At 67.8% G+C, this 21,731-nt stretch carries 21 protein-coding genes; 2 read left to right on the top strand and 19 right to left on the bottom strand.

Annotation, left to right across the window (positions count from 1 at the left end):
• From IEY60_RS23265 to IEY60_RS23185, 17 genes are all read right to left on the bottom strand, one after another.
• A complete protein-coding gene (locus tag IEY60_RS23265; RefSeq protein WP_189032071.1) occupies window positions 1-1,038 on the bottom strand; it encodes a MupA/Atu3671 family FMN-dependent luciferase-like monooxygenase in 1,038 nt (345 codons plus the stop codon).
• A gap of 185 nt (window positions 1,039-1,223) precedes the next feature.
• A complete protein-coding gene (locus IEY60_RS23260) occupies window positions 1,224-2,408 on the bottom strand; it encodes an FAD-dependent monooxygenase (protein ID WP_189032069.1) in 1,185 nt (394 codons plus the stop codon).
• A gap of 12 nt (window positions 2,409-2,420) precedes the next feature.
• Window positions 2,421-3,236 (bottom strand): cupin-like domain-containing protein, encoded by an 816-nt coding sequence (locus tag IEY60_RS23255; RefSeq protein ID WP_189032067.1) that lies wholly within the window; start codon window positions 3,234-3,236, stop codon window positions 2,421-2,423.
• Between the two features lie 95 nt (window positions 3,237-3,331).
• Complete coding sequence (locus IEY60_RS23250; RefSeq protein WP_189032065.1) at window positions 3,332-4,348, bottom strand: alpha/beta hydrolase; 1,017 nt, start codon at window positions 4,346-4,348, stop codon at window positions 3,332-3,334.
• 173 nt (window positions 4,349-4,521) lie between these two features.
• Window positions 4,522-5,550, bottom strand: coding sequence for an alpha/beta hydrolase (locus tag IEY60_RS23245; RefSeq protein WP_189032062.1), 1,029 nt, complete (start codon window positions 5,548-5,550; stop codon window positions 4,522-4,524).
• Window positions 5,551-5,848: 298 nt separating this feature from the next.
• Window positions 5,849-6,919: an alpha/beta hydrolase gene (locus IEY60_RS23240; RefSeq protein WP_189032060.1), complete on the bottom strand. Its 1,071-nt coding sequence runs from the start codon at window positions 6,917-6,919 to the stop codon at window positions 5,849-5,851.
• 239 nt (window positions 6,920-7,158) lie between these two features.
• Window positions 7,159-9,090 (bottom strand): arabinofuranosyltransferase AftB family protein, encoded by a 1,932-nt coding sequence (locus IEY60_RS23235; protein WP_308426119.1) that lies wholly within the window; start codon window positions 9,088-9,090, stop codon window positions 7,159-7,161.
• Complete coding sequence (locus tag IEY60_RS23230) at window positions 9,068-10,000, bottom strand: decaprenyl-phosphate phosphoribosyltransferase (protein ID WP_189032058.1); 933 nt, start codon at window positions 9,998-10,000, stop codon at window positions 9,068-9,070. Before IEY60_RS23230 ends, IEY60_RS23235 begins: the two co-directional genes overlap by 23 nt.
• Window positions 10,001-10,026: 26 nt before the next feature.
• The gene (locus tag IEY60_RS23225) at window positions 10,027-10,539 is read right to left on the bottom strand and encodes a phosphatase PAP2 family protein (protein ID WP_189032526.1); all 513 of its coding nucleotides are present in this window, start codon (window positions 10,537-10,539) and stop codon (window positions 10,027-10,029) included.
• Window positions 10,540-10,622: 83 nt separating this feature from the next.
• Window positions 10,623-12,557 carry a glycosyltransferase gene (locus tag IEY60_RS23220; RefSeq protein WP_189032056.1) on the bottom strand — a complete coding sequence of 645 codons (1,935 nt, stop codon included), beginning with the start codon at window positions 12,555-12,557 and terminating at the stop codon, window positions 10,623-10,625.
• Window positions 12,558-12,633: 76 nt separating this feature from the next.
• Complete coding sequence (gene glf / locus IEY60_RS23215; protein WP_189032054.1) at window positions 12,634-13,872, bottom strand: UDP-galactopyranose mutase; 1,239 nt, start codon at window positions 13,870-13,872, stop codon at window positions 12,634-12,636.
• Window positions 13,873-14,214: 342 nt separating this feature from the next.
• Complete coding sequence (locus IEY60_RS23210; RefSeq protein WP_189032052.1) at window positions 14,215-14,880, bottom strand: hypothetical protein; 666 nt, start codon at window positions 14,878-14,880, stop codon at window positions 14,215-14,217.
• Between the two features lie 57 nt (window positions 14,881-14,937).
• Complete coding sequence (locus IEY60_RS23205) at window positions 14,938-15,483, bottom strand: hypothetical protein (RefSeq protein WP_189032050.1); 546 nt, start codon at window positions 15,481-15,483, stop codon at window positions 14,938-14,940.
• A 9-nt stretch (window positions 15,484-15,492) separates the two neighbouring features.
• Window positions 15,493-15,918, bottom strand: coding sequence for a hypothetical protein (locus tag IEY60_RS23200; RefSeq protein WP_189032048.1), 426 nt, complete (start codon window positions 15,916-15,918; stop codon window positions 15,493-15,495).
• Window positions 15,919-15,948: 30 nt separating this feature from the next.
• Window positions 15,949-16,479 carry a hypothetical protein gene (locus tag IEY60_RS23195; RefSeq protein ID WP_189032046.1) on the bottom strand — a complete coding sequence of 177 codons (531 nt, stop codon included), beginning with the start codon at window positions 16,477-16,479 and terminating at the stop codon, window positions 15,949-15,951.
• A 138-nt stretch (window positions 16,480-16,617) separates the two neighbouring features.
• On the bottom strand, window positions 16,618-17,376 hold the full coding sequence (locus IEY60_RS23190) for a MerR family transcriptional regulator (RefSeq protein ID WP_189032044.1): 759 nt from the start codon (window positions 17,374-17,376) through the stop codon (window positions 16,618-16,620).
• Between the two features lie 68 nt (window positions 17,377-17,444).
• Entirely contained in the window at window positions 17,445-18,011 is a 567-nt protein-coding gene (locus tag IEY60_RS23185; protein ID WP_229740077.1) for an SDR family NAD(P)-dependent oxidoreductase, read from the bottom strand.
• On the opposite strand from IEY60_RS23185, the gene IEY60_RS35915 reads away from it, so the two are divergent.
• A complete protein-coding gene (locus IEY60_RS35915; protein ID WP_229740054.1) occupies window positions 17,983-18,489 on the top strand; it encodes an SbtR family transcriptional regulator in 507 nt (168 codons plus the stop codon). The genes IEY60_RS23185 and IEY60_RS35915 overlap by 29 nt on opposite strands.
• A gap of 13 nt (window positions 18,490-18,502) precedes the next feature.
• On the opposite strand, the gene IEY60_RS23175 is transcribed toward IEY60_RS35915, so the two are convergent.
• Window positions 18,503-19,501: an EamA family transporter gene (locus IEY60_RS23175; protein ID WP_229740053.1), complete on the bottom strand. Its 999-nt coding sequence runs from the start codon at window positions 19,499-19,501 to the stop codon at window positions 18,503-18,505.
• Between the two features lie 102 nt (window positions 19,502-19,603).
• Here IEY60_RS23175 and IEY60_RS23170 point away from each other — a divergent pair, with 102 nt between their 5' ends.
• On the top strand, window positions 19,604-20,104 hold the full coding sequence (locus IEY60_RS23170; RefSeq protein ID WP_189032038.1) for a MarR family winged helix-turn-helix transcriptional regulator: 501 nt from the start codon (window positions 19,604-19,606) through the stop codon (window positions 20,102-20,104).
• A gap of 5 nt (window positions 20,105-20,109) precedes the next feature.
• Here IEY60_RS23170 and IEY60_RS23165 read toward each other — a convergent pair whose 3' ends face one another.
• Window positions 20,110-21,645 (bottom strand): SpoIID/LytB domain-containing protein, encoded by a 1,536-nt coding sequence (locus IEY60_RS23165; protein ID WP_189032036.1) that lies wholly within the window; start codon window positions 21,643-21,645, stop codon window positions 20,110-20,112.
• Between the last annotated feature and the right edge of the window lie 86 nt (window positions 21,646-21,731).

Below are 21,731 nucleotides of genomic sequence, written 5' to 3'. Positions count from 1 at the left end.
TCAGGACTGGAGGATCTTGTTGAGATCACCCAGGTGGCTGAAGGATTCGCGGACCAGGTCCGCGGGCACCCCGAAGTCGACGAGACAGGCGACCTCGTCCACTCCGATGTCGGCGAGCTGGTCGCAGATCTCCAGCGCGTCCTCGAGCGTGCCGAACAGCGCGCTGGTCCGGAAGTAGCGCTCGAACGCGAAATCGACGATGCCGGCGCGGTCCTGCTCCGACAGAGCCTCCAGGCTCGGCCCACCTGCCAGCTCCGCGGCCTTGGCGAGCAGATCGACGGAGTCACGCAGGTAGCCGCTGAACGGCTCGTGAACAATGTCCTTGATCTGCTCGCGATCCTCACCGAGGAACGTGTGCAGCATGACGGCGACGTGCTCGTTGCGTTGCGGTGCACTCGATTTCGCGAGTTCCGCGCGGTACAGCTCGATCTTCGCGGCGAGCGCGGCCATGTCCTGGCCGATGAGATGGGTCAGTACTCCGTACCCGCCGCGGCCCGCGGCGGCGAAGGTCTCCGGGCTGCCGCCGCTGGTCAGCCAGATCGGGAGATCGCCCTGTACGGGACGCGGAAACGGCTCGACCTCGATCTGATTGCCGAGTCCGTCGGCACCGGTGGCGGGCTTGCCGCGCCACAGCGCCCTGACCTCGTCGGCGGTCTCGACCACGATAGTGCGGCGGTCGGCGTACGCGTCTGGCTCGAGCAGGAAGTCCTGCGAGTTCCAGCCGGAAGCGAACGCGACACCGGCGCGGCCACCCGATAGATTGTCGACTATCGACCAGTCCTCCACGATCCGCAGCGGATGATGCAGTGGCGCAATGACACTGCCCGCTCGCACGGAAACCCGCTCGGTCACCGCGGCCACGGCCGCCGAGGTCACCGCGGAATTCGGGAACATGCCACCGAATCGATGAAAGTGGCGCTCCGGCGTCCAGACCGCCGACAGACCCTCGGCATCAGCGAATTTCGCGCCATCCAGCAGCAGCGAATAGCTGCCGCCGTCCCCCGCCGAACTACTGAAATAGAAGAGACTCAGATCCACTTTTTCCCCACCTCAAAAACAGACTGCCGCCCACGGTACCGGGGGGAAACAGTCACGCAAAGTGTGCATCATGGTCTGGCCCTGGGTTTTTCACACAGAACCACACGCTGCGCTGCACGGACCACCACGTGAACCTGCCCCCCGACATCGCGGCTATGGCCGATGTCACAATGCCGATGCGCGCGCTACCGATACACGGGCAACTCTTCGACCTGGTCGCCCGACAACCGGCGCAGTACCTGCCGAACCGGCGGCGAGGCAAAGGCTTTCAACCGCAGATGCGCCAGCCCGAGACCGAACTGGGTCGCGGGCACCTTGGACTTGATGCCACCACCGGGAATTCGCTTGGCACGCTGCAGGAACGGGATCATCGTCGCCTCGTACCGCGACAGCGCCGCGCCGAGATCCCCGGGCGCGGCAGCGAGTTCGCCTGCGAGAACATAGGCTCCGACGATCGCCATCGCGGTGCCACGACCGGTCATCGGCGAGCCGCAGAAGCCGGAGTCACCGAGCAGCACGACCCGGCCCTTGCTGAGGCTCGGCGGGTCGAGTCGCACCAGCTCGTCGAAGACGAAATCGGCTGCGGTGGACATGGTCTCGAGTGCCGCCGGAGCCAGCCAGCCCGCGCCTGCCAACATACGGCGGATGAACCGCTGCTGTGCGGCGACATCACCCCGCAGCGCGGGATCGGCCGCCGCGCGCAGCGTGATCATGACATTGCAGGCCGCCGGGTCGGAATCAGGACGCAGCGCGATCGACGCGTTCGGGACCGCGTGCGCCATCATCCATCCCGGCTCCCAGGACTCGGGTGTCGGCATCGTGAAGAACGACATGTAGCCGCCCAGGTAGCGGACGAACTGTTCCTCCGGACCGAACGCCATCCGGCGCACCGCCGAGCGCACGCCGTCGGCGGCGATCACCAGATCGAACCGGCCGCTGCTGCCGGAATCGAAGGCGACCTCGACCCCGGTGTCGTCCTGTTCCAGCGAAACGACGTGGTCACCGTAGCGGTAGTCCGTGACGCCGCCGCTCGCGGAAATCGCCTCCAGCAGGACCTGATTGAGGTCGCCACGGGTGATCTCGATATCGGTGAGCGGGCCGGTGCCGTCGTGGAAGGAGGTGCGCAGGATCTCCCTGCCCCGCCCGTCGACGTCCACCATGCCGCGCACGTGCAGCCGATGCCGGTCGATGCCGGGCATCAACCCCATCCGCTCGGCGATCCGCGGGCTGGAACCACGCAGACCGACCGCCTGACCGCCGTCCCGCTGTTGCCGCGCCCGCTCGACGACGGTGACGTCGGCACCGGCGCGGACCAGCTGGAGTGCCACGGAATTCCCCGCGATGCCGCCCCCGGAAACCAGCACTCGCATGTTCGCCCCCACTTACTTGAAACCGTTGCCGACCCACCGGAGCGTCTGCCGGATCCCCTCCGCGGGCGAGCGGAAGCAATGCGCGAACGTGATGCCGATTTCGTTGTCGTACGGGTCGATGCCGTGCCAGTACCGCGGCGGGATGTACACGACGTCGCCCGCCTCGATGATCGTCTCGTACTTGACGATCGACAACTCCGGCGGGAAGAACTTTGCGCCCCCGTTGACGTGGTGCAGGTTCGACCGGATGATCCTGGTGAACTCCTTACGGGTCTGCGCGTCCAGCTCGAACACCGACACCCGCTTGCGTCCACGCAGCTGCGTGGTCAGTGTCTCGTCGATCCCGTGGTGGTGCCACTCCGTGCCCGCGTTGCGGTAGACGAAGACCCGGTTCCGCGGGAACAGGATCGGCCTGCGGTCGTACCGCTCGGGCAGGAAGCTGTAGCGCCCGAGGTCGGCGAGCCAGCGCTCGGGAAGCTTGAACGCTGGCATCGAGTACACGTCGGTGGGCTCGCTGTCGGCCATATTCCGCAATGACGCGGCCAGTGGCAGCTTCTCGGCTCGGTCGAAGAAGGCTTTGGCCGGCACCGGATTGAAGGTGCGGGCAACGGTCACCTCGGTGTCCCCCGCGTGCGCTGCCAGATACTCGGTGTCCTGCCAGCGCTGCAACGCCGGCCAGTCCGCGATGGCTCCGGTGATCACCACCGGCCGCTGCGCGACAACATAGGAACGCCAGAAGGTATCGGCGTCCAGGTCAGCCGCGGAGTGGCGCGGAATCTCGGCGACCTGGCCCGGGACCAGGTCGACGACCTTCACAATATTCGACATCATTCCCCATTAAGTCGAGCGGTGAAACAGCGAAGGCATGGCTGCGAACGATGTCGCCGCAGCCATGCCTTCGTCGATATTGAAGTTGATACGGATCAGACGCCGAGAGCGGCGAGGATCTGTGGGCGACCGGCCCAGAGCTGGTCCTCCCAGTACTTCCAGGTGTGCGTGCCGGTGGCAGGGAAGTCGAAGGTGGCGGGAACGCCGATCGACTTCAGCCGCGATTCGAACGACCGGGTGCTGATCAGGGTGACCGCCTCGATGCCCATACCGACGCCGGTATCGAAGACCTCGCCGGGGTTACGCGGGTTGTTGTACTGACCCGGCAGGCCGCTGCCCGCGGAGATCCGCATCGGCAGACCCTTGAGCTGCGCGGCCACCGTGAAGGGGTCCATCCGCAGCCACTGCGGGCTCCACGGCGGAGCCAGCGAGTCGGAGCTGTAGGCGCCCCAGCGCAGCATGGCCACACGCACGGCTTCGCGCATGCCCGGCTGCGAGAGGTTGAGGGCACCGGAGAACGAACCGGCGTACTTGAACTGGTCACGGTGCATGGCGGCCAGCGACAGCGCCGCGCTGCCACTCATCGACAGGCCGATGATGCCGTTGTTGGTCTTGGAGACGCCGTAGCCCGCCAGGAAGTTCGGGAGCTCCTCGGTCAGGAAGGTTTCCCACTTGTAGGTGGTCTTCTGCCCGTTGAGGCTGCTCGGGGACACCCAGTCGGCGTAGAAGCTCGACATACCGCCGACCGGCATCACCAGGGTGACATCGTCGTTGGCGAACTGCTGCATGGCGTTGGTCTCGAACGACCACGCGTTCTTGTCATCGCGCGCCGCCATACCGTCGAGCAGGTACAGCGCGGCGGAACCGCCGTTCTTGGCCCACTGGACCTGAACCTTCACGGGCCCCATCACCGAGGGGACCATCAGCTCCTCGTAGCCACCGGCGGGCGCCCGCAGGACGGGAGTCGCGGGCGCGGCCGAAGCGGCGACGGTGGCGGAAAAGGGCATGGCGACCGCGGCAGCGATCGCGACAAGCGCACGCAACCGCCGGTGCAGCCGAGGATCACTGCTCGCGTCGCTCAGCCCTGAAGCTGGCGTCCGTCCGAAGCGCATGGTGCGGCTCTCTTTCCGAGTTGTTCTGACGACGCCGGTAGGCGCCCGACCGCATACCATCACGTCTATCCAATTGGCCACGCAAACTTGGCTTTTCATGCGAGGGCACGCGGCCTTCTGTCCGCGATGAAGGGTAGTCATACACCGACGTCAGTGCAACCTATCCAGGAGTTTCACCCGATATTTGCCGAGAGGTCAGGAATCATGCGGAATGCTTCCGCGCCCCAGGTATTCCACGCGTGAATTCCGTACGCCGGGTAGGAGTAGGTGACATTGCGTGCTCCGAGCGTGGCCATGCGGACTTCGAATGCCCGGGTGTTGGCCAGTGCCATGGCTTCCAGGCCCATGCCGTTGACGGTATCCATGGACGGGCCGTCCTGGCCCGTCGGCAAGCCGGAGGCCGCGCCGATCCACAGGCGGGTGTTGTTGCCGATCAAGTTGGGCGCGAACACGAACGGGTCCATCCGCAGCCACTGCGGGCCCCACGGCGGCGCCATCGAGTCCACGTTGTATCCGCCCGCATCGAGCATGGCCAGGCGGATGGCCTCCCGCATTCCGGGGGCCGAGATGTTCAGGTAACCGGAGAATGCCCCGGCGTAGGAGAACTGATCAGGGTGATAGGCAGCCAGCGTCAAGGCGGCCGATCCGCCCATGGACAGACCGAATACGCCGTTGCGGTCGCGACGGAACCCGAGCCGGTCCGCCAGCGCGTTGCGCAGGTCGACGGTCAGGAAGGTTTCCCACTGGTAGCGGTAGCTCTTGCCGGGGCCCGCGGCGGAGCCGGTGTCGCCGGACCCGGTGCCGAAGAACTCACTCGGCGAGTTCCAGTCGGCGTAGAAACTCGACATGCCGCCGACCGGCATCACGACATTGATGTTCGCGGCGGCCAGCGCGTTGGGTACGTCGGTGGCTTCCTCCCAGCCGTTGAGGGACTCGGGGGCGCGCATGCCGTCGAGGGCGTAGACGACGCGCTGGGTGTTGCCGTCGGCGGCTCGCAGGATGCGGGTCTTGATCGGGCCCATGCCGGAGTCGACCCAGAAATCGAACGCGCCAGGATGGAATCCGGCCGACGCCGGTGCGCTCGTCCCGGTGACAACCGTCCCGAGCGGCACCAGGAGAGCCAGGGAAACGCCGGCGGCCCAGCGCTTCGCCCACGATCCTCGGGCCTCGACGGGCCCACGCTTCCAGCGCAGTGTTCGCATTCGATCGACCTTTCTCGCCACGACCCCGTGCGCAAACCATTAGCTACGCAACCGGATCCCTCATCGGACGTCGAAATGACTCGATCCAGGGCAAAACGGACGATTCAACCTCGACGCATGCTCACCGTGTATCAACCGCTGACGAACGCTTCCATGTTGCTGGAAAGTGACCCGCAACACAACCGGCGGTGACCTGCCGCACATGATTCGTCACCCCGCGTCCTTCGGATCGTGACGTGGACAAAGAAAACCGCCCGGTGCGTGTGCACCGGGCGGTTTGCCCGTCGAACAGGTGGAGCTAGCCGATGTTGGCCGACAGATCCGGGATCATGCGGTTGACTTCGGTCTCCCAGTTGCGCCAGTTGTGCACGCCGGTGATCGGGAAGTCGAAGTTCGCGTTACCGCCGCCGAGGGTGGCCATCCGGACCTGGAAGGCACGGGTGTTCACCATCGCGAGCAGCTCGAGCGGCACGCCCTGGACGATCTCCATCGGGTTGGACACATCGCCGGCACCGGGGATACCGCTGGCCGAGGACACCCACACGCGGGTGCCGTTGGCGACCAGACGCGGCGCGAAGACGAACGGGTCCATGCGCAGCCACTGCGGGCCCCACGGCGGCGCCATCGCGTCGATGTTGAAGCCACCGGCCGAGATCATCGCGACGCGCATCGCCTCACGCATACCCGGCGCCGAGATGTTCAGGTAGCCGGAGAACGAGCCGGCGAAGCTGAACTGGTCGGGGTGGTAGGCGGCCAGCGTCAGCGCGGCCGAGCCGCCCATCGACAGACCGAACACGCCGTTGCGGTTGGGGTTGAAGCCCAGCCGGCTGGACAGCGCGTTGCGCAGGTTGTTGGTGAGGAAGCTTTCCCACTTGTAGGTGTTCTTCTTGCCTGCGACCTGCGCCGGCGCGATCGACGAACCCGTCATCGCGGAGCCGGTGGCGGCCGAGCCGGTCGAGCTACCGCCCGAACCGGCATCGATGCCGAAGAAGTTGCTCGGTGCGTTCCAGTCGGCGTAGAAGCTGGACTGGCCGCCGACCGGCATGACGACGTTGATGTTGGCCGCGGTCAGACCGCGGACGACCTCGGTGTCCTTCTCCCAGCCGTTGAGATCGTCCTGGGCACGCATACCGTCGAGCGCGTAGACAACGCGACTGGTGTTGCCGTCGGCCGCACGGAAGATTCGCGACTTGATCGGGCCCATTTCCGAGTCGACCCAGAAGTCGAATCCCGAGGGGTTGAACGCTGCCGTCGCGGTACCAGCGGGTCCCGCCACCCCCGCACCGAGGGGCAGCACAACCGCCAGGGAAACCAACACCGACCGCTTGAGCCAGCCGGTTCCCCGGGCTCTTAGACGTCCGCCACGCATTCTGTTTTTGGCCTTTCCTCGTGCGGTTCGCGCGGAACCGCGGTTGCAATGACCGCCGACTTACTACCGGCACACCAGTGCGCCGACGGAGTTCCTCGTTGACCATATCGCTACATCGATAGCCGGGCGTTACCGAAAAGAGATTTAATGGTGTTCGCCACTAAGAAAAGCCTGAGCAGAGGGTGTAACCACTGGGCTCATGGGTACCCATGAGCCCAGTGTGACGCAAGGAGAGTACTTCAGCGGGGAGGCTCGGGGAAGGGATCAACCAGCCCACAACGCTGGATTTCGTACTTCGGCACCCGGTCGATCCGGTACTTCGCGAAACTCAGCGCATGGCGCAGGTTGTGCTTGAACCGGTCGAAGGTGAGCGGGTCGCGGGTGGAGATCATCAGCGCCTGCGTCTCCGGGCACGACATCGCGGTGCGCGCCTGGGTGACCCACTCCTCGTCCATGTACCAGGGCATCCACGGATGGATGTCGACCATGCCCGAGTCGACCACCACCCAGTCCGGGTACAGGCTCTTGTCGTGCCCGATGCGGCCGTCGGCGAGCCGGTCCGAATGCGCTGCCAGCGGGTAGGACAGGCCCATCGGATCGATGACGCGCACATCCAGCGGCACGTTCATGCTGGTCATGCCGAGGTTCAGGAAGTAGACCGTGTGCCCTGCGCCGCCCTCGGGGATCGGTTGCGGCGGCGGGTCGAGGTACCAGAACGTGAACGCAGGCGAGTTCAGCAGCAGGCCGCCGTTGGGGTTGGCCGCGATGTCGTTGACCATCGCCCGCATGCGCGGATAGTCGAGGTAGTCCTCGGCCAGGATCGGATGGTCCTTGCCGGTGTTGAGCACGTAGTAGACGCGCTCGTCGACGATGCCAGACGAGCTGATCTTGGTGCCGGTCTTGATCGCGGTGGTACTCGCCGCGTACAGCGACCAGCCCGCGGTGCCGAGCAACGCGGCGAGCACGACGACCGTCGACCAGTCACGGGGGCTGAACGCTCGCAGCCGGATCGGCACGACGGCCACCGGCAACAGCAGCAGAAACAGCTGGGTCAGCAGCATCCGGCCGTGCATGAAGTCGCCGCCGACGCGGATCGCGTAGACGGTGAGCAGCAGACCGCTGACCAGGACGAGCACGACGACCGCGCTGGGCGAGCGCAGCCAGGTGCGGAACCCGGCCACCGACCACTTCGGCCGCACCGCGACCCCGCGCGCCACCGCGGTGACCGCGCCGGCGATCAGCAGCACGAGCAGCGGAATCCACAGGTAGTACGGGCCGACCAGGTCCCAGAGGTACTTCATGCCCTGGCCCCACTTGGCACCGCCCGCGTCCTTGGCGACCGCGGTGTTCGGGTAGGGCAGGCCGTAGTAGCCCATCCGCCAGATCTGGTAGGCCACCGGCACGATCCCGGCGACGAACACGATCAGCGCGCGCAGCACGATCGGCCCGTACCGGAACTGCGGCATCGGGGTCAGGAAGATCATGCCGAGCGCGAGCGCGCCGATGAGCGTGGCCTCCGGCCGGATCAGCGGCGCGAGACCGGCGAGGAAGACCAGCCCGAGCAGGCTCGGAACGCGAACCACCGCGGCCTGGCTCCAGCGGATCAGCAGCCACCACAGCAACCCGACCCAGCAGATGACAAGGCCGCTCTCCAAGCCGGAGGTGGCGTAGTCACGGGCGGGCGGGAGCGCGATATAGACGAGCACGCCCGCCGGGATCAGCAGCTGACCGGTGCTTCCGCCCCACAGCCGGGCCGTGCCGAGCATGGCGAACACGATCGCCAGCAGCGAGGCCACCAGCGCGACGCCGAGCACCACGTACTCGAGCCGGGCCTGGGTGAGCCAGCTGAAGAACCAGACCACATACGTCCACGCGGTGCTGGTGTTGGCCTCGACCCGCTCGCCCATGTTGAAGACGGGGCCGTTGCCTGCGAGCAGGTTGCGCACCGTCCGCAGGACGATGAGGCCGTCGTCGGCGATCCATCGCCGCTGCCAGGCGCCGACCGCGAACAACACGACGGCGAGCACAACCCCACCGACGAAGGTGGCGCGGGACAGAATCGCGAAACGGGCGGCCGGGCGCGCCGACTGCTCGTCGTCGCGTAGCCGCTCGTATTCGGTTGTCTCCTGCTCCGCTACCACGATCTCGTCAGGTGAGATAGACAGCGACACCTACCGCTCCGATCCAGGCAATAGCGAGGAACTGCAGGATGCGGTCCCCCAGCGCGATCTCTTCGGGTTCACCGGCCTCGCCACCGTCGACGTCGACCGCGTAACGCAGGATTGCGATGGTAAACGGGATCATGGAGATCGAGTACCACTGGGTGTCGCGCAGCTCGTCCTGCTGGAACGCCCAGAGGCCGTAGAAGATCACGACGGCGGTGGCCGCGAGTGTCCAGATGAAGCGCAGGTAGGTCGGCGTGTAGTACTGCAGCGACTTGCGGATCTTGGCGCCGGTCTCCAGCGCGATCTGCAGTTCGGCGTAGCGCTTGCCCGCCGCCATGAACAGCGAACCGAACGCCATGATCAGCAGGAACCACTGCGACAGCGCGATGCTCGCCGCCGCGCCACCGGCGACGGCGCGCAGCAGGAAGCCCGACGAAACGATGCAGATGTCGAGAACGGCCTGGTGCTTGAGGCCGAGGCAGTAGGCCAGCTGGATGGCGATGTAGATGGCCATCACCACGGCGAGGTGCCAGGACGCGAGGAACGAACCCGCGATCGAGCCGATCAGCAGAACCGCGGCGAGCCCGTATGCCAGGTTGACCGGGACGACGCCGGCGGCGATCGGCCGGAAGCGCTTGGTCGGATGCGCCCGGTCGGCCTCGACATCGAGCGAGTCGTTGACCAGGTAGATGCCGGAGGCCGCCATGCAGAACACGACGAACGCGATCGCGACGTGCACCAGCACGCCCGCGTCGCCGACAGCTTCGGGGCCGACGGCCAGCGGTGCGGCGAGCACCAGGACGTTCTTCACCCACTGACGCGGGCGCATGGCCTTGACGACGCCACCGACCAGGGTCTTCGGCGGGCCCTTCACAACACCTTCGTCGAGGACGGCGGCGGACGGTTCTTCGCTCATCTCAGCCAAGGTTCTTTCGGTTGCGGTCACTGTCGGAGTCTCTTTTCGGCGGCTAGCACGGCAGCTGCCGACGCGGCACCCAAGGCGGAACCGGCGAGCACGTCGGAAGGGTAATGCACACCGAGCACGACCCGGGAAAGGAGCATCGGCGGCACGAGCACCGCAGGCAAGGGTAGCCCGGTCAGCCTGCCGAGCAACACCGCCGCCGCCGTGGTGGAGGTCGCGTGCGAGGACGGGAAGCTCAATTTGCTCGGCGTCGACACGTTGACCTGCACCGTCGGGTCGTTCGGGCGCGGGCGCCGGACGATCCGCTTGATCACGATCGAGGCGGCGTGCGCGCCGACCGCGCCGACCGCGACGCCCGCCCACTGCCTGCGCCGCGGCTTGTCGACCAGCCAGCCCGCGGCGGCGATGCCGACCCAGCCCAGCGCGTGCTCACCGAAGTGCGACATCCCGCGCGCGGCCGAGACGACGGCCGGGTTGGTGCCGATGGTGGTCTGCACGACGTTGATGATGCCGACCTCGACCGGCACCTCCACGTACTCGCCGTCGCCGCAGGCGCACTCACCGCAGCAGCCTTCCTCGGCCAGCTCGAGCTCGGGCAGTTCGGGGTTGATCGCGTTCACTTCTTCTCGGTTCCGTTCTGGCTGATGCCGAAGGTCTTCTCCCACGCGGCCGTGCTGGTCAGCTCGGCGTGCGCGGCCCGGTAGCGCTGCTGCATCTCCGGGAAGCGCGCGGTGAGCTCCTTGCGCAGACGCATCGCTTCCTTGAGCAGCTCGGCGGCCTTGCGCGGGTCGCGCTTGCGGTAGACGACGCCGCGGCCGTCCGCGGTCGTCACGGTGACGCCGTCGACCTGGGACAGCAGGAACCAGCGCGCGTCCAGCGTCGGCACGTTCAGCTGCGGTGTCTCGTGCGCGGCCGGGTCGGCCTTGCGGAAGTTGTGCACGACGCCCTTGGCCAGGCGCGCGACCTTCGCGATGGGGTTGCCCGGCTCGCCGGTCGCGCCGACGCCGTGCCGGTTGGCCAGCGGCAGCTCCGTCGAGGACGGCAGCACCACGGCGTCCGGGTACTGCTTGCGCATCGCGTGGATCTTGCCCAGCGCGCTCGGCAGCAGGTCGAACAGGCCCTCCGGCCCGGCCAGGAAGTCGCGGATCGCCTCGTTCTGGATGGCGACCGTCGAGTACTCCAGGCACAGCAGGTGCTTGAGGGTGGCCTTGACCGTGTTCACGATCATCGGCTTGCCGTCACCGGGCAGGTGCAGGGAGGCGACGACCAAGCGGTTGCGCAGGTGGAAGTACGCCTGCCAGTCGATGGCGTCGTCCTTGTCGGACCAGGCCATGTGCCACACGGCCGCACCCGGCAGGGTGATCGTCGGGTAGCCGGCCTCGCGGGCGCGCAGGCCGTACTCGACGTCGTCCCACTTGAGGAACAGCGGCAGCGGCTGACCGATCTGCTCGGCCACCTGACGCGGGATCACGCAGGTCCACCAGCCGTTGAAGTCGACGTCGATGCGCCGGTGCAGCAGCTTGGAGTTGTCGCGATCCTTGAGCGGGTACTTCGAGAAATCGTGGTCGTACTCGACGTTGGGCGCGGAGGACCACATGAAGATCCCGCGGTCGACAACCTCGCCCATGCTGTGCAGGTGCGAGCGCTCCTGCAGGTTCAGCATCTGCCCGCCGACCAGCAGCGGCGACTTGGCGAACCGGGAGAACGCCAGCGCGCGCAGGATCGAGTCGGGCTCGATCTCGATGTCGTCGTCCATGTAGACGATGAACTCGGCGTCGGTCTTGAGCGCCTCGTACATGACGCGGCTGTAGCCGCCGGACCCGCCGAGATTGGGCTGGTCATGGATGGCGAGCCGATCGCCCAGCGTTGCGGCGGCCTCGGTGAAGCCGGGCTCGTCGACGACCTTGCGATTGCCCTGATCGGCCACGATCACCTTGGTGACATTGCCGAGCACCAGTGGATCCGAACCGAGCGCGGCCAGCGTCTTGACCAGGTCGGTGGGCCGGTTGAAGGTGGGCATGCCGACCGCGATGGTGCCCGCGCCGGGCGCTTCCCGCGGCGCGTACCAGCCGCCGGCGAGCAGCGTGACCGCCGTGTCGGTGGTGATGTCGAACCAGATCCAGCCGCCGTCCTCGAACGGGCCGAGATCGGTCTCGAACTCCACCGTGATCGAATCCGCGCCCTGGGCGACGGCGAATTCCTTGCCCTGCACATGGATTCGCGAACCGTCGGCCTTGGAGCGGTAGACGTCGACGCGGCCGTGTCCGGCCAGCTCCAGGCGGAGCACCACCGAGTTCAGCACACTCCAGCGCCGCCAGTAGCTGGCGGGCAGCGCGTTGAAGTAGGTGCAGAACGACACCTCGGACTCGGCGCCGATCGAGAGCGCGGTCCGGCTGGTGGCGTGCGCGCGGCGCGCGTTGGTGGTGGATTCCTCCAGGTAGAGGGTCCGCACGTCGAGCGGCTCGCCCGGACGCGGCAGGATGATCCGCTGCAGCAGCGACTTCGCGCGCGTCTCGGTCGTCACGTCGTCGAGCACCGGCTGCGCGCTCATGCTTCCACCTCGCTGGCGCTCGGCTCCAGCATGACCGCGATAGCGGCTGTGCTCATCTGTCGCTCGCTTCGCTCGCTCATGCCTCGTCCACCAAAGCCGCGCCGGACTCCAGATGCGGACGCAGCACGTTCTCGAACATGCTCAGCGCCGAACCGATCGCCATGTGCATGTCCAGGTACTGGTAGGTGCCGAGGCGGCCGCCGAAGAGGACCTTCTTCTCGGCGGTCTCCTTCTTGGCGAGCTCGCGGTAGGCCAGCAGCTTGGCGCGGTCCTCGGGGGTGTTGATCGGGTAGTACGGCTCGTCACCGGTCTGGGCGAAGCGGGAGAACTCGCGCATGATGACCGTCTTGTCGGTCGGGTAGTCGCGCTCAGGATGGAAATGGCGCGGCTCGATGATGCGGGTGTACGGCGCGTCGGCGTCGTTGTAGTTCATCACCGAGGTGCCCTGGAAATCGCCGATCTCGAGGACTTCGGTCTCGAAGTCGATCGTGCGCCAGCCGAGCTCGCCCTCGGCGTAGTCGAAGTAGTGGTCCAGCGGGCCGGTGTAGACGACCGGCGCGTCCGGGCTGGCCGCGACGACCTCGTCACGCACGTCGAACCAGTCGGTGTTCAGGCGCACCTCGATGAGCTCGGAGGCGGCCATGTTCTCCAGCCACTTCGTGTACCCCTCCTTGGGCAGGCCCTCGTAGGTGTCGTTGAAGTAGCGGTTGTCGAAGGTGTAGCGCACCGGCAGGCGGGTGATGTTGCCCGCGGGCAGTTCCTTCGGGTCGGTCTGCCACTGCTTGGCGGTGTAGTCGCGCACGAACGCCTCGTAGAGCGGGCGGCCGATCAGCGAGATCGCCTTCTCCTCGAGGTTCTGCGCGTCGGCGGTGTCCACCTCGGCGGCCTGCTCGGCGATCAGCGCCTTGGCCTCTTCGGGGGTGAAGTAGCGGCCGAAGAACTGCGAGATCAGGCCGAGCCCCATCGGGAACTGGTAGGCCTGGCCCTTGTGCAGCGCGAACACCCGGTGCTGGTACCCGGTGAACTCGGTGAACTGGGTGACGTAGTCCCACACCTTCTTGTTCGAGGTGTGGAACAGATGCGCGCCGTACTTGTGGATCTCGATACCGGTTTCCGGCTCCGGCTCCGAGTAGGCGTTGCCACCGAGGTGGTAGCGGCGGTCGATCACCAGCACCCGCTTGCCGAGCAGGTTCGCGGCACGCTCGGCGACGGTCAGGCCGAAGAAGCCGGAGCCGACCACGATCAGGTCGTACTGGTTTGCCGAAGTGGCGGAATCTGCGTTGACGGAGTTACCCGGGGACGATGCGACGGTCACGGGTGCCCAGCGTATCGGAAGACCGCAGATTGTCCCGGCGGAGTCACCGACCTGGTCCTGAGCTGGGCCGATAGCGCCGCCTCAGCGGTAGGGGTGGTGCGGTGGCGGTGAACCGCCGTGGACGGCGGACACTGACGAGTGTCGATCGGGGTAGAAGATCCATGAACCGAACGCGGGGCGTGCACCTATGTCCTCGTCGATGGGCCCGGTACCAGGGATGGAGAGCACGGCGGCGAAGCCGGAGACGTTCCCGAAGTCCTGCGTCCCGTAGTGGAGTGACGCGGGGACGAGCCCGTTGAAGGGGCAGCCGAGCCGGTGAGCACCACCGCCCCCTGTGTGCTGTCAGTACGGGTAGGGAGGGTACGCGGGCTGGCGGGCGGCGCGGATCCAGCGGCCGGTGGACGGGGCTGCGGCCATGACAAGGATCAGCAGGGGAATCGCTCCGACGATGGCAGCACCGACAAGTGTGGCCGGAGTGGTTTCGTAGCCGGTTCCCGCACGATTTTCCATGATCGCTGCCGCCGCCGACAATCCGATGCCGATCAGGCTGATCGAAGTAAGGAGGATGAGGAGCACCCGGCCTGCGGTCTTGCGCCGGAACAGCAGGACGGAGCCGAGCAGCAACAGCAGAGCTGGGACTGAGCCGATCGCGAGGGCGATCGCCACTTCCTCGCGGCCCGCTTCGTCCCGAGCACTCGTGGCATCGGTGCTCAGCAGAAACGCCAAGCCGAGGCCGAGGCCGCCCAGGGAGGTCAACGACAGCAGCAGTGCGATCACCGCGGCAGTGATCGCGGTTCCGCCGCCGGCCCGGGGCTGACCGTAACCCGGTGCGCCGTAGCCGAATTCGTAGCCGGGGGCCGGATAGGGCTGGGCGCCATAGGCCGGTGCGCCGTACGGTTGCGCGGGGTAGCCCTGCTGCTGGGCGTAAGGATCTGCGCCGTAGCCGGGTTGCGCGTAGCCGCCCGCGTACGGGTCGTTGCCCTGTTGCGGGCCGTACGGATACCCCATCGTGTCCCCCTCCTCCGTCGGCACGGCAGCACCGCGACGGATGCTGACCTGCCGAAACTATACGTTCGGTCCGACAACCGTTTTCGGGCGAGCGAGCGTGTACGCGGCCGTCCACGGGAGGGCCGCGGGCAGCAGCACCAGCGCGCCGAGGACGACGGCGGCCAGCGCGGCCGCCCAGCTGTGGTTCACGATCGCCGTCACGGCACCGGGTACCCCGCCGAAGCCGATGAGAATCGACCGAAGCACCGGCTCCTCGGCGAACCAGCGGATGCCGTACTCGGAGTCGTAGTTCACGAGCGTGGCCAGCAGGCCGAGTACACCGAGGCCGACCTGCGCGCCCGCCGCGACGATCAGCACCCACCGGCCGGTCTGGTCGCGCCGTGCGAGCAGCAGCCCGCCGTAGCCGAACGCGAACGCCGCCACCAGCGCGCCGAGCGTGGCGAACAGGGTCAGCGAGTCGTCGAGCCGGTCGGGATCGGCGAGAAAGGCGCGCACGAGAATCACGGCCCCGAGCAGATTCGCCGCGGCGGCCATGGCGGCGCAGCATACGGCGGTAATCGCCGTCACCTCACCGATTGTCGACTTCGCTTCGTGCACGACCATGCTCAGAACCTATCCCGTACCGTGCCACCGCGTGGTGGCCCAGCGCCGCGTCGGCTCACTCAGGCTGAGCGCGAGGATCACCATATTGAGCGCGAGCCAGACATCCAGCGGCCCCCACCGCCACCCGTGACTCGACCCGTTGAGCACGATGACCAGCAACGTCGCCCCGGCCATCACCGCCGACATGGTGAGCAACACCCGCCTGCCCACCATCCGCCGCCGCAACAACAGCACCGCGCCCAGCAGATACACCACCCCGAGCCCGCCGATGATCCCCGCCGCCGTGTAATCGAGCTCGATCTCGCGCCCGAACGCCAGCACCACCGCCGTCGCCGTGCCGACGATGATCCCCGCCCCACCGACCAGCACCCCGAGCCATCCCGCGACCAGCGCGGTCACCGCCCCAGAAGGCCGCTCCGGCCGCACCTGATCCACCACTGTCCCCGCTACTTGTCGACGTCGCCGTCAGTTATACGGCGGAACCGCGGGGCGCGGGTTGTTCGGCGGCGCGGGCTGCGTGTTCGTCCTGGAATCGACCCATCGCTGACCGGCGGGAAGCAGGGCCGCGATCAAGACGCCGCACGGTCCCAGCGAATACAGAACATAGGTCACCAGCGTGCCGGAGCTGATGGACATCGCGCCTGCGCCCCAGAGCGCGAAGATCGCCAGCCCGCTACCGATGATCACCATCGTCAGCCCGCGTGTGCGTCGAGCGAGAACCAGCGCCCCACCAAGCCCGAGCAGCACCGCGAGCACCGCGCCGACCGCGAGGTCGACTTGATGCTGCAGGACGAGGAACTTCCATTCGACTGGTTCCGGGAAGGCCCAACGGTCGTACGCGCTGCGCAGGCCCGAGAGGGCGGCAACGGCTCGACCCAGCCCGAACAGTCCGAGGATGACGGCTCCGAAGCCGGCGACGACGACGGCGAGCAGCGGACTCCACACCGGTTTGGTCTGCGGCGGCACGTATTCCCGCGGCGCTGGCTGGCTATTCATCGCTCCCCCTTGCGACCTCGTACATCGCATCCATACTGCTTCTCGGCAGCCTACTGTGACCGCCGGAAACCGCGCCCGGACACAAACTGTCCGAGCGCGGTTCTCTCCTCTTTACCCGGCCGCGCACCCGCCAACCCTTCAGGCGGACCGCCCCGCGACGTAGGCGCGGAACGCCTCGAGGATGTACTCGGCGGTCCCGTCACCGTGAACGTCGTAGTTCTTGCGGAAGCGCGGGTCGGCGACATACATCTCGCCGAGTCCGAGCAGGTACTCGTCGGTCACCGGGCGGCCCTGCGTTCCGTCTCCGAGCCAGGCGCGGTGCCTGACGACGATCGCCTGGACGGTCTCGCCGTCGACGGGAAGGCCGGCGGCATGGGCCTTTCCGAAGTCGGCGGCGATGTCGAGCTGGGTCTGCAGGAATGCCTTCTTGCCGTCTTCGGTCAGCGAACGCCACCAGCGGTCGCCGCTTTCGTAGGCATCCTTGCCCCAGCGTTCGGTGACCTCGTCCTTGTACCGGGTGTGATCGAAGCCGTCGAAAACCTCTGCGGCCATGAGTGGTTCACCTCTTTCGGTCTTGTGCAACGTGGTGGACACCGACTCGATCTGGCGTGCGATCCGATCCTGTTGCTGCCGAAGCAGTTCCAGGTGGGTGCGCAGGGCGCCCGCGGTGTCCTGTTCACCGGCGAGGACCTCGGCGATCACCGGGAGGCCGAGGCCGAGTTCGCGCAGCAGCAGGATGCGCTGCAGGCGGATCAGGGAGTTCTGGTCGTAGTAGCGGTAGCCGTTGGCGCCGGTCCGGCTCGGCTCCAGCAGCCCGAGCTGCCCGTAGTGGCGCAGCGTCCGGCTGGTGGTGCCCGCGGCTTTCGCGAGGTCCTGGATGGACCATTCACCCGCCATGACCACTCCCATTCTCGTCGGTGTCCCCAGTCTGCAAGTTGACGCTACGTCAAAGTCAACACCGAAAGTCAGAACCCGATCTCGACCTCGACGGTGTCGCGTTCGGTGTACATCCGCCAGTACCGCGCGCCGAGTTCGTCGTTGCCGATCCGCGGCAGTTCCAGCCCGGCGGGGATCAGCTCGGGATGGGCGTCGACCTGCTGCTGGACGGCGCTGTTCTCGATGAGCGCGCCGATCGCGAGCAACCCGACATAGACCCCGGTGCCGTCGAGTTCGGCGGCCAGCTGGCGGACATACGCGCGCTGGGCGCCGAGCGCGACGCCCATATTCGCCAGGTAGGGCTGCCGATTCGCCTCGGAGGCGCCCGAGGAGAACAGCAGGGCGCCGCTGCCGCGCGCGACCATGCCGGGCAGCAGCGCACGGCTGAGCTCGATCGACGAATACACCTTCAGCGCGAAGGGCAGATCCAGCGCCGACCGGTCGACCTCACGGGTGGACGCGCTGCGGATCGACATCCCCGCCGCGGCCGCGTGCACCGCCACCTCGATCGGCCCCAGCTTCTCCTCGACCCGCGCGATCACCTCGGCCGGCTGCGCCGGATCGGTGATGTCGGCCGCGAACGGCTCGGCCTCGATCCCGTCCGCACGCAGAGCCGCGGCACGTTCCGCCGCCGCCGTCGCCGACCGGGTCGAGGCGGGCGCCGCGATCGCCGAGCAGGCGCTCGAACTCACCGACCCGTGGGAGTCGTTCACCTTCCTCGTCGAGCGGATCTGCGCACTCCAGGCCGGCGACCGCATCCTCGGCGAACTCGCCCTGCGCAATCCGCCGAGCGCCGCGCTGGAGCGGGCCCGCGAGCACGGTCACGCGCTGATGCGCCGGATCATCGTCCGCGCACAGGAGGCCGGAGCGCTGCGCCCGGACTGGACACTCGAGGACATCGCGTTCATCACCTGGTCGCATACGAGCGTGGTCGCCGCGACCGCGAACGTCGCCCCCGAGCTATGGCGCCGCAACCTCGCTCTGATCCTGGACGGCCTACGCGCGAAAGCCGCGCACCCCCTGCCGGTTCCGGCCCTCATCGAGGACCAGTTGATGCAGGCGATGCGCGGCTGAGCGGTCTGCGTACTCAGCGGCGGGCGGCTTCGGCCACCGAAACAGCTTCCGGCGCAGTCAGAACCGCGACCTCGATGGGCGCTACAAGAGCCACGTCGTCAATCTCCTTGGGCGAGAACGGTTCAGCAACCACCGGCGCGGGCTTCGGCGGCAGCTGGCCGAGCACCGTGCCCGCGAGGGCGATGACGAGGCCGATGATCTGCAACGGAGTGAGCGCCTGACCGAGCGCGATCCAGCCGATCACCGCGGCCGACATCGGGCTCAGCAGACCGAGGAACGCCACCGAAGTCGCAGGCACCCGCGAGATTCCGCGGAACCACAGCCAGTAGGCGAGCGCGGTGCCGATGATGCCGAGGTACAGGTAGCCACCGATGGCGGCACCGTCGAGCGCGGGCGGAGCGCCTTCGAGGACCAGCGCGAGCGGCAGGATGAACAGTCCGCCCGCGGTGAGCTGCCAGCCGGTCATCGCCAGCGGACCGACGCCGTCGGGGCGTCCCCACTTCTTGGTCAGCACGGTGCCCGCCGACATCGACGCCGCGCCGGCCAGTCCGGCGACGACACCGATCGTGTCCAGCTCGGCATTGCCGCGGAGCACGACCAGCGCGACCCCGAAGACGCCGATCACCCCGGCGATCACCTTGCGCCGGGTCGGCGCCTCGGCGAGCAGCACGGCCGCGAAGCCGAGCGCGATCATCGGCGCCACCGCGCCGAGCACCCCGGCCACGCCGCCGGGCAGCCGGTACGCGGCCAGGAACAGCAGCGGGAAGAACGCGCCGATATTGAGCACGCCGAGCACCGCGGCGCGGCCCAGCCAGATGCCGCGCGGCAGCACCCTTGTCAGCGCCAGCAGCACCAGACCCGCAGGCAGGGCGCGCATCAGGGCGGTGAACAGGGGCCGGTCCGGCGGCAGGAATTCGGTGGTGACGGCGTAGGTGGAGCCCCACACGATCGGAGTGAGGGCGGTGAGTGCGAGGGTGCCCGCGTAGCCGGTCGGGCGGGTTGCGGTCGTCATGTTCGCTCCTGATTGATAATCTCAACATTGAAATATCTACCCGGCGGGATGGCTCAGCGTCAAGTAGATGAACGTTAAGATTTTCAATCGAGAGGGAAGCGCATGCGGGACGCCATCGATCTGATCACCGAACACTGGCGGGCCGAACGACCCGATGTCGACGTGTCACCGATGGCGATCGTCGGCCGGATCACCCGGCTCTCGCGCGTCCTCGAACAGGATCTCAAGCGCTTCTTCGCAGGTCACGGGCTGGAATTCTGGGAATTCGACGTGCTCGCCACACTGCGCCGCTCCGGCGGCGACACCGGCCTGACCGCAGGCTCGCTCAACCGGGCGGCCATGGTCACTTCCGGCGCGATCACCAACCGGATCGACCGGCTGGCCGCGAAGAACCTGGTCCGGCGTGCCCCGTCGGCCGACGACCGCCGCTCGGTCTTCGTCCAGCTCACCGACGAGGGCCGGGAGCTGGTCGACCGGCTCCTGCCACTGCATGTGGCGAACGAGCAGCGGCTGCTCGCGTCACTGGGCACCGAGGAACGCGAACAACTCGCCGGTCTGCTGCGCGTCCTGGCTGTCGGCCTGGACGACACCGCCCTCGACTGACCCGGCTACTCGCCGCCGTGAACGCCCGGTGCGGTAGCCGGATTCGCCGGGCCGTATACCGGCTCCTCCAGCGGCACCACAGCCACCGGCGCACCGCTCGCAGCCTGCGTCGGCGCACCGACAGGCGGCACACCCGGTGCCGGCGCACCGGCCGGCGGCGCGACCGCACCCGGCATCGGGTCGCCGGGTTGCGCCGGGACCTGCATTCCCGCACCCGGTGCGACATCAGCCGGCGCCGAACCCTCCGGCGTCGTCACCTTCGGCTCGCCCGACGCCGACGGCGGCAGCTGATCGCCCACATCCGGCACGAGCTGGAGCAACGTCGAGAAATCGACGACCTGCGCGCCGAGCGTCTTCGTCGCCACGATGACACCGTTCGTGTACAGCCGATAGGTGCCCGCCCGTTGCGGCAGCTGCATTTCCGGCCCGATCGGCGCGCCGATCGCGCTCTCCGCACCGCCGATCCGCCGGTACTCGGTGTCGATGACGCTCTCGCCCGCCAGCGCCTCGATCGTCGGATCAGGCTCGATCGGCAGGGTGGGAGCTGTTGGCGCGGGGGCGGTTTCGACGAGTTCGTCGGGTGCCGGGCCGACCGCGAAGGTCTCGATATCGGCGGGCCTGCCGCCGTCGGGAGCCGCGGAGTACTCCGAGCGCAGGATCAGTCCGTCGCGTAACAGCACCGTGCCCACAGTCGCCGCGACGGCTTCGGTGGTGCGCGAATCCTCCTTCACCGTCCCGGGATACACCTGGCAATCGGTGGTGTCGCAGGTCTGCGCGTAGGGGTAGCGGTTCTCCGCTAGTGCGTAGGAACGCGCGGCGATCGCCTGCGCGCGCAGTGCCTCGAACGCGCCCTGGTCGGCCCAGTTCGCCTGCATCTCCGCGGGCAGCACGCCGGCGAGGTAGTCGTCGAGGTCCACCTGATTGACGGTCCGGTACGCGCCGCCCTCCAGCGCGACGCCGAGCGCGCCGCGATAGGCCGTGCCGCCGCACAGGGTGAGATGTTCGTCGGCGGGCCTGCCCGGCCCGGCATCGACGGGGTAGACGAACGGGTCGTCGGTCGCGGCCTGCCACAGCACTTCACCGTCGCAGCCCGTGGTGACCACGACGTTCGCGCCGCCGTCCGGCAGCGGAGTGAGGTGCGCGGCCTCGCCCGGCCCGATCATCCGGCCCGCGACCTGCGCGCCGGCGGCGGCGTAGGTGTCGAGGGTGGCGTCGTCCTGGGCCTGGAGCCTGACGCCGATGGCGGTCGGCCCGACCTGACCGAGGGCGGCGCCCGGGTAGTAGTGCCCGAGGATCTCCTCGGCGGTCCGGCCTTCCCTGGCGCTGTCGAACGCGCCGACCTGACTCATCCCACGGCCGTGACCGGCTCCGACCGTCGGCGCGACCTGGCCGGGCAGGATCTGCCACAGCCCGATCGCGCCGGTCAGTGCCAGTGCGGTGCCGCCGACCAGGGCCGGCAGCGGCACTGTCCTGAGCATCGGCACGCTGCGGCGCCGGGTCCCTCGACGGGTACTGCGGTTGATCAAAGTGTCGGCTCTCATCCTGCGCTCCCACGGTTTGGGGGGTTCGACCGGCGAAGCTCGCGTCGGCATGTCGTCGCCGCCGAGCGGGTTCCGAAGGCTACATT

This window comes from Nocardia rhizosphaerihabitans (assembly GCF_014646295.1).
Classification (GTDB): Bacteria; Actinomycetota; Actinomycetes; order Mycobacteriales; family Mycobacteriaceae; genus Nocardia; species Nocardia rhizosphaerihabitans.
Note: the sequence above shows the minus strand (reverse complement) of the source record. Positions and strands in the feature narration are given on the sequence as shown.